The sequence below is a fragment of the Kitasatospora sp. NPDC001119 genome, assembly GCF_053598475.1.
The window spans coordinates 36,345-45,651 of sequence record NZ_JBSFKI010000036.1; the positions used below are offsets into that span (position 1 = coordinate 36,345).

Below are 9,307 nucleotides of genomic sequence, written 5' to 3' on the forward strand. Positions count from 1 at the left end.
TCACGACGCCCCCAGTTCCTTGTTGATGAAGTCCAGAACCTCGTCGGCCGAGGCTTCGTTGAGCTGTCCGGCCACGGTCTGCCGGGTGACCGCGGCGCCACCGTCCTCCGCGCCGGCGCCGGGGGCGCCGCGCCGCATCCACCGGGACAGCAGGGTCTGCATGCGCTCGGTGATGTCCTGGCGCGCGTCGGCTCCCCCGTCGACGGAGTCCAGTTCGGCGGCCAGCCGCTCCAGGGTCTCCAGCACCGGGTCGCCGTCGTCCGCTCCGCCGGTGCCGACCAGCTCACCTCGTACGTAGTCCGCGAGGGCGGTGGCGTTCGGGTGGTCGAAGACCATCGTGGAGGCCAGCTTGACACCGACCTCCTTGGAGAGGCGGTTCCGCAGCTCGACGGCTCCGACGGAGTCGAAGCCCAGCTCCTTGAACGCGCGTTGCGGCAGCACGTCGTCCGCCGAGTCATGGCCGAGGACCGCGGCCGCGTGGCCCCGCACCAGGTCGGTCAGGACCTGGCGCTGCTCCGCGACCGGCATCCCGGCCAACCGGCCCGCCCACGCGCCGACTTCCTCGGTCGTCGTGGTGACGGCGGCCTCGGCGGCCAGGACCGCACGGACCTCGGGAAGGTCCGCCAGCAGCCGGCTCGGCCGGTGCAGGGTGTAGGTCGGCACGAACTGCGGCCAGTCGAAGCCGGCCACCACCATCGCACCCTCACCGGCGTCCAGGACCTGGCCCAAGGCCAGCATGCCCCGACGCCCGTCGATGCCCTCCATACCGAACTCGCGCAACCGGTCGCCACCCGAGCCAGCCGCCATGCCGACGCCGGCCCACAGGCCCCACGCGACGGAGGAGGCCACCAGGCCCCGGGAGCGGCGGTCCTCGACCAACGCGTCCAGGTGCGCGTTCGCCGCCGCATAGCCAGCCAGAGCGCCGCTGCCCCAGACACCCGCGCCCGACGAGAAGAGCACGAACGCGTCGAGGTCCCGAGCCGCCGTCAACTCGTCCAGCACCGTGGCGCCGCCGACCTTCGCCGACAGCAGCCGCGACAGCTCGGCCACCGACAGCTGCTCCACCGGTGTCCTCCCGCCCGTCCCGGCCGAGTGGACCACCGACGACAGCGCCGGACCGGTCCCGTCGATCGAGTCGAGCAGGCTTGCCACGGAGGCGCGGTCGGCGACGTCGCATGCCACCACCTGCACCGCCGTCCCGCGAGCCGCGATCGACGCCGCCAGCTCCGCCACACCGGCGGCACCCGGACCCGAACGGGACGTCAGGACGACCCGCGCCGCGCCACGATCCGCCACCCACTGGGCGGTGATCGCACCCACGCCGCTCGTGCCACCCGTCACCAGCACCGAACCGCCCGGCGACCACGCCTCGCGCACGACCGGACGGCCTGCGCGCACCAACCGCCGCGCCACCACACCGCCCGCACGCACCGCCACCTGGTCCTCATCCCCGACCAGGACCGACGCCAGCCGCGCACCGACGCGGGCGTCCACGGCAGCCGGAAGGTCGATCAGCCCGCCCCAGCGGCCCGCCAACTCCAGCCCCGCCACGGCACCCAGACCCCAGACCTGCGCCTGCACCGGCCGCACCACATCACCCGCGACCGCACGCACCGCACCCCGCGTGACCACCCACAGCGGGGCGGACACACCGAGCCGCCCAAGCTCCTGAACCAGCGCGAGCGTGTCAGCACCACCACGCGACACCCACGGGAACGCCGCCTGCGGCGACTCGTCCAGCGCCAGCAGCGACACCACACCCCGCAGATCACCGAGCGCGGACACGGTCTGACCGATCCGGTCAGGACGGTCCGCAGTGACGACATCGGCACCGTGATCCGCCAACGCCTGCGCCACGACGCCCGCGTCGGTGCCGTCCCCGACCAGCAGCCACGTCCCGGTCAGCACCCCGCCGGACTCGCCCACCGGCGCCCACGACACCCGGTACCGCCAGTCCGCGACCGCCGACCCGGCCAGGCCACGGCGCCGGTAGTCGGCCAGCGCCGGCAGCACCTCACCCAGCCGGTCACCGTCGATGTTCAACGCCGCCGCAAGGCCGTCGGCGTCCCCGCCCTCGACCGCCGCCCAGAACTCGGCGTCGACGACGGAGCCCTCGGCAACCTCGGCCACCGCCTCGGGCCAGTAGTGACGGTGCTGGAACGCGTACGTCGGCAGGTCCACCGTCGAACCACCGCCCAGGAGCCCGGCCCAGTCGACGGGGAGCCCCCGCACATAGGCCTCGGCGAGCGAGGTCAGCAGGCGCTGCGCGCCGCCCTCGTCGCGTCGCAGGGTGCCCACCACGACCGGGGAGCGCTCCTCCAGGCTGTCACCGATCGCCGGGGTCAGCACCGGGTGCGGCGAGACCTCCAGGAACACACCGTGTCCCGCGTCGCCGAGGATACGCACGGCGCGGTCGAACTCCACGGTCTCGCGGAGCGACGCGTACCAGTAGGCGGGGTCCAGTTCGGGGCCGGACAGCCACGCGCCGGTCAGCGCCGACACCATGGGGATACGAGCCTCGGTCGGAACGATGCCCTGGAGAACCGAGAGGATCTCCTCCCGCAGCTCGTCCACATGGGCGCTGTGCGAGGCGTAATCGACCGGGATCATCCGGGCACGCGGCGAATCCCCGCACGCCTCGGCGAGTTCACGCAGCGCATCGGCGTCACCGGAGACGACCGTCGCCGACGGGCCGTTCACGGCCGCGACGGAAAGGCGGGTGCCGTACGACGCGATCCGGGTACGGACGCCGTCCACCGGCTCGGCGATCGACAGCATCCCACCGCGACCCGCCAGCGCCTTCAGGGTCTTGCTCCGCAGAGCGACGACCTTGGCGGCATCGTCCAGGGAGAGAATCCCCGCGACGGCAGCCGCCGCGATCTCGCCCTGCGAGTGACCGACCACGGCATCGGGAGCGACACCGGCCGCCTCCCAGACGGCGGCGAGCGAGACCATCACCGCCCACAGCGCCGGCTGCACCACATCGGCAGCCTCGAAACCGTGAAGCCCGGCCAGAACATCGTCCAACTGCCAGTCCACGTACGGCGCCAGGGCCGCAGCACACTCGGCCAGCCGCGCCGCAAACACCGGCGACGACTCCGCCAACTCGCGACCCATGCCGACCCACTGGCTCCCCTGGCCGGGGAAGACGAACACCGTCCGGTCCACCCCCGTGGCAGCCACCGACCCGGTCACCACACCCGCCGCCGGCTGCCCGGTGGCCACCGCCGCGAGACCCGCCGCCAGCTCGACCCGCTCGCCGCCCAGCACGACGGCCCGGTGCTCCAGCGCCGCACGCGTCGTCGCCAACGACCACGCGATGTCGCCCACCGACAACTCCGGCCGCGCCAGCACGTGTTCACGCAGCCGACCCGCCTGACCCGCCAGCGCCGCGGCGCTCTGACCGGAGACCGGCCACGCCTGGGCCCCGCTCTCCACCGCCGGGGCGGGAGCCGGGGCGCTCGCGTCGATCGCGGCCGGGGCCTCTTCGATGATCACGTGCGCGTTGGTGCCGCTGATGCCGAACGCCGAGACACCCGCCCGACGCGGCCGCTCGCCCGCCGGCCACGCCACCGCGTCCTGGAGCAGCCGGACGTTGCCCGTCTCCCAATCGACGTGCGAAGAAGGCTCATCGGCGTGCAGGGTCTTCGGCAGCACACCAGCTTGCAGCGCCAGCACCATCTTGATCACACCGGCCACACCGGCGGCCTGCTGGGCGTGCCCGATGTTGGACTTCACCGACCCCAGCCACAACGGCCGGTCCTCGAACCGCTCCTGGCCGTACGTCGCCAGCAGCGCACCGGCCTCGATCGGGTCGCCCAGCTCCGTACCCGTCCCGTGCGCCTCGACCACGTCGACATCCGCCGCCGAGATCCGGGCGTTGGCCAACGCCGCCCGGATGACCCGCCGTTGAGCAGGACCGTTCGGCGCCGTGAGACCGTTCGACGCACCGTCCTGGTTGATCGCGCAGCCGCGCACCAGGCCCAGGACCCGACGGCCCTTGCGCTGCGCCTCGGAGAGCCGCTCCAGCACGAGCATGCCGGCGCCCTCGCCGATGCCCATGCCGTCCGCGCCCTCGCCGAAGGCCTTGCAGCGGCCGTCGGAGGCGAGCGCCCGCAGGCGCGAGAAGCCGACGAACTCGCCGGGGTCGGCCATCACCGTCACACCGCCGGCGAGGGCGACGTCGCACTCGCCCGACCGCAGCGCCTGCACCGCCTGGTGCAGCGCGACCAGGGACGAGGAGCACGCCGTGTCGACCGTCACCGCCGGGCCCACCAGGCCCAAGGAGTACGAGATCCGGCCGGAGAGCACGCTCAGCGCGTTGCCGGTGATCAGGTGGGCCTGGGCTCCCGCCTCGCCGCTCGCGGCGCCGATGTAGCCGGAGGAAGCCGCGCCGACGAAGACGCCGGTCGCGGAGCCGTGCAGCGACTTCGGGTCGATGCCGGCCCGCTCGACGGCCTCCCAGGAGGTCTCCAGCAGGAGGCGCTGCTGCGGGTCCATGGCGAGGGCCTCGCGCGGGCTGATGCCGAAGAACCCGGCGTCGAACTCCGCGGCCCCGCTGAGGAATCCGCCCTCGACCACGTAGGTCGAGCCCTCGGCGTCCGGGTCCGGGTCGAAGAGCGCGTCGACGTCCCAGCCGCGGTCGGCCGGGAAGGCGCCGATCGCGTCCCCGCCCGCCGCCAGGAGGTCCCACAGCTCCTCCGGAGTCCGGACGCCACCGGGGTAGCGGCAGGCCATACCGACGATCGCGATCGGATCGGTCGACACCGCCGCCGCCGTCACGGTCTGGTCCTCGTCCGCGTCCGTACCGAACAGTGCGGCCAGGATCTCGTCCGCCAGCGCCGAGGCGCTCGGGTGGTCGAAGATCACCGTGGACGGCAGCCGGACGCCCACGGCCGCGTTGAGACGGTTGCGGAGCTCGACGGCGGTCAGCGAGTCGAAGCCCAGCTCCCGGAACGCCCGGCTGGCCACGATCTCGTCCACGGAGTCGTGCCCCAGCACCGCGGCGGCCTGGGCCCGGACCAGTTCCACGACGGTCCGGCGCCGCTCGGCCACCGACAGGCCCGCCAGGCGCGCGGCGAACTCGCCGCGCTGCTCGTCGACCGTACGAGGGGCGGTGTCCTCCTGGGCCTCGGGGATGGTGTCCAGCAGCGGGCGCGGGCGGGCGGCCGTGAACACCGGCGCGAACTTCTCCCACTCGACGTCCGCGACCGCGATGAAGGTCTCGTCGTCCGCGAGGACCTCGGCGAGCGCGGTCAGCGCCCGCTGGGTGTCGAGGAAGTTCATGCCCTGCCGCAGCAGGCGGTGCGGGGTGACGCGGCCGGGAGCCTGGTCCATCGCCGCGTCCACGGCGTCCCAGTCGCGGGTGTTCCAGACACCCCAGGCGATCGAGGTCCCGGGCAGGCCACGGGCCCGACGGTCCTCGGCGAGCCCGTCCAGGAAGGAGTTCCCGGCGGCGTACGCGGCGTGGTCGTTGCTGCCCCACGTCGCCGAGATCGACGAGAACATCACGAACTCGTCGATGTCCAGGTCCGCCGTCGCCTCGTCCAGGTGGACGGCGCCGGCCGCCTTCGCACCGACCGCCAGGGCGAGCCCGTCGCGGTCGGTGTCCTCCAGCCGTGCGAGGAACGGGGTGTTCGCCGAGTGCAGGACGGTCGACAGGCCGGGGCCGGAGGCCTCGATCCACGTCACCATGCCGGTCACCTGCTCGCGCACCGACAGGTCGCACGACACGACCTCGACGGCCGAACCAGCCTGTGCCAGCGTGGCCGCGAGCGCCGCCACCCCGGGCGCCGACGGGCCGGAGCGGGAGGTCAGAACGACCCTCGGCGCACCGTGCTCGGCCAGCCACGGACCGAGGACCACGCCGATCGCACCCGAGCCGCCGGTCAGCAGGACGGTGCCGCGCGGCGACCAGTCCTCCGACTCGACGCGCCGGGCCTCCGCCCGTACCAGCCGGCGCAGGAACACCCCGGACGGCCGCACCGCGACCTGGTCCTCACTGCCGTCGGCGAAGACGCCGACCAGACGAGCGGCCGCATCGGCGTCCACCACCGGCGGCAGGTCGACCAGACCGCCCCAACGGTCCGCGTGCTCCAGACCGACCGTACGGCCGAGACCCCAGACCTGCGTCTGCACCGGGCTCGTCGTCACCTCGTCCGGGCCGACGGCCACCGCGCCACGGGTCAGCACCCACAGCGGAGCCGTGACCCCGGCCCGGCCCAACGCCTGCACCAGCTCGACGGTCTCCGCCAGCCCGCGCTGAACCAACGGGTGCTCGGCGAGCGGCGTCTCGTCCAGGGCCAGCAGCGACACCACACCGGCCACGCCCTCGGCCGGCACCGCGCCAAGCTGCTCCGGGCCAACGGCCGTCACGACCTCGGCACCCTGACCGGCCAACGCCTCGGCGACCGTCGCCGCCTCGGGGCCGTCGCCGACGACCAGCCAGGTGCCGGACAGGTCCGCCGGGCCACGAGCGGTGGAGGGCTGCCAGGTGATGCGGTAGCGCCAGTCGTCCACCGACAGCTTCGCGCGCTCCACCGCCGGGGCCTCGGGCCAGTAGCGGCGCCGCTGGAAGGCGTAGGTCGGCAGCGCGACGGTCGTGCCGTCGCCGAGCACCGCCGCCCAGTCGACGGGGGCGCCCTGGACATAGGCCTCGGCGAGCGAGGTCAGCAGGCGCTGAGCGCCGCCCTCCTCGCGCCGCAGGGTGCCCACGACCACCGGGGAGCGGTCCTCCAGGCTGTCGCCGATCGCCGGGGTCAGCACCGGGTGCGGCGACACCTCCAGGAACACACCGTGGCCCGCGTCGCCGAGGATGCGCACGGCACGGTCGAACTCGACGGTCTCGCGGAGCGACGCGTACCAGTAGGCGGGGTCCAGCTCGGGGCCGGACAGCCACGCGCCGGTCAGCGCGGACACCATGGGGATGCGGGCCTCGGTCGGAGCGATGCCCTGGAGAACCGAGAGGATCTCCTCGCGCAGCTCGTCCACGTGGGCGCTGTGGGACGCGTAGTCCACCGGGATCATCCGGGCACGCGGCGAATCCCCGCACGCGTCGGCGAGTTCACGCAGCGCGTCGGCGTCACCGGAGACGACCGTCGCCGACGGACCGTTCACGGCCGCGACGGAAAGGCGGGTGCCGTACGAGGCGATCCGGGCGCGGACACCGTCCACCGGCTCCGCGATCGACAGCATCCCGCCACGACCGGCCAGCACCTTCAGGGTCTTGCTCCGCAGAGCGACGACCTTCGCGGCATCGCCGAGGGAGAGAATCCCGGCCACAGCGGCGGCAGCGATCTCGCCCTGCGAGTGACCGACCACCGCGTCCGGAGCGACACCGGCCGCCTCCCACACAGCGGCGAGCGAGACCATCACGGCCCACAGCGCCGGCTGCACCACATCAGCGGCCTCGAAACCGTGCCGGCCCGCCAGAACGTCGTCCAACTGCCAGTCCACGTACGGCGCGAGAGCCTCGGCACACTCCGCCAGCCGCGCCGCGAACACCGGCGACGACTCCGCCAGCTCGCGACCCATCCCGACCCACTGGCTCCCCTGCCCCGGGAAGACGAACACCGTCCGCCCCACACCAGCGGCAGCCACCGACCCCGTGACCACACCCGCCGCCGGCTGCCCGGTGGCAACGGCCGTCAGCCCCGCCGCCAGTTCATCCCGGTTCGCGCCGAGCACGACGGCCCGGCGCTCCAGCGCCGCACGCGTCGTCGCCAGCGACCACGCCACATCACCGACCGACAACTCCGGTCGCTCCGCGACGTGTTCACGCAGTCGACCCGCCTGACCGGCCAGCGCCGCAGCGCTCTGACCGGAGACCGGCCAGGCCGACGCCCCACCGGCGAGCACCGGAAGCACCCGGGCCTCCCGCGCCTCGGGTTCGACGGCCGCCGGAGCCTCCTCCACGATCAGGTGGACGTTCGTCCCGCTCACACCGAACGCCGACACACCCGCGCGACGCGGCCGCTCGCCCGCCGGCCACGCCACCGGTTCCTGAAGCAGCCGCACGTTCCCGGACGTCCAGTCCACGTGCGAGGACGGCTCCTCGGCGAACAGCGTCCTCGGCAGCACCTCGTGCCGCAGCGCCATCACCATCTTGATCACCCCGGCCACACCGGCCGCGCACTGCGAGTGCCCGATGTTGGACTTCACCGACCCCAGCCAGAGCGGCCGGTCGGCGGCGCGGTCCTCGGCCTGCCCATAGGTGGCCAGCAGCGCCTGCGCCTCGATCGGGTCACCGAGCGTCGTGCCGGTGCCGTGCGCCTCGACCACGTCCACGTCCGCCGCCGACAGCTGCGCGTTGGCCAGCGCCGCACGGATCACCCGCCGCTGCGAGGGACCGTTCGGCGCCGCCAGACCGTTGGACGCACCGTCCTGGTTCGCCGCACTGCCGCGGATCACCGCCAGCACCTGGTGCCCGTTGCGCCGGGCATCGGACAGGCGCTCCAGCAGCACCATGCCCGCGCCCTCGCCCCAACCGATGCCGTCGGCCTCCTCCGAGAACGCCTTCGACCGGCCGCTCGACGCCATACCGCCCTGACGCCCGAACTCCATGAACGCACCCGGCGACACCATCACCGCCACGCCACCGGCCAACGCCATCGAGCACTCACCCGACCGCAGCGCCAGGATCGCCTGGTGCATCGCCACCAGCGAGGACGAGCACGCCGTGTCCACCGTCACCGCCGGACCGGTCAGACCCAGGCAGTACGAGATCCGGCCCGAGGCGACCGCCGACACCGCGCCGATCAGCCGGTAGCCGTCCAGGCTCTCGTCCTCGACGGGCAGAACCGAGCTGTACCCCGACGTGTTCGCTCCGATGAACACACCGGTCATCGACCCGTGCAGCGACTTCGGGTCGATCCCGCCGTGCTCGATGGCCTCCCAGGAGGTCTCCAGCAGCAGCCGCTGCTGCGGGTCCATGGCCAGCGCCTCGCGCGGGCTGATCCCGAAGAACCCCGCGTCGAACTCGGTCGCGTCGTAGACGAATCCGCCCTGTCGCCGGTACGTCTGCCCTCGGCCGAACGCCTCCTCGAAGGCCTCCCAGCCGCGATCGGCGGGGAAGGCGCCCACCGCGTCGACACCGCCGGCCACCAGGTCCCAGAACTCCTCGGGACCCGTCACACCGCCCGGGAACCGGCAGCCCGCACCCACGATCGCGATCGGCTCGCTCGACGCCGCAAGGAGCGCGCTGTTCTGCTGCCGGAGCCGCTCGGCTTCCTTGAGGGAGGTGCGAAGTGCTTCGACGAGCCTGTCGTTGGTCGTTTCCATGATCATGTGCTCCGAATCAACGAGGGCG

At 73.5% G+C, this 9,307-nt stretch carries 1 protein-coding gene; it reads right to left on the reverse strand.

Going from position 1 to position 9,307, the window contains the following annotated elements; genetic code table 11:
- Window positions 1–9,279, reverse strand: a complete 9,279-nt coding sequence (locus tag ACWDD9_RS34040) for a type I polyketide synthase (RefSeq protein WP_449813747.1) — start codon at window positions 9,277–9,279, stop codon at window positions 1–3.
- Window positions 9,280–9,307: the final 28 nt, after the last annotated feature.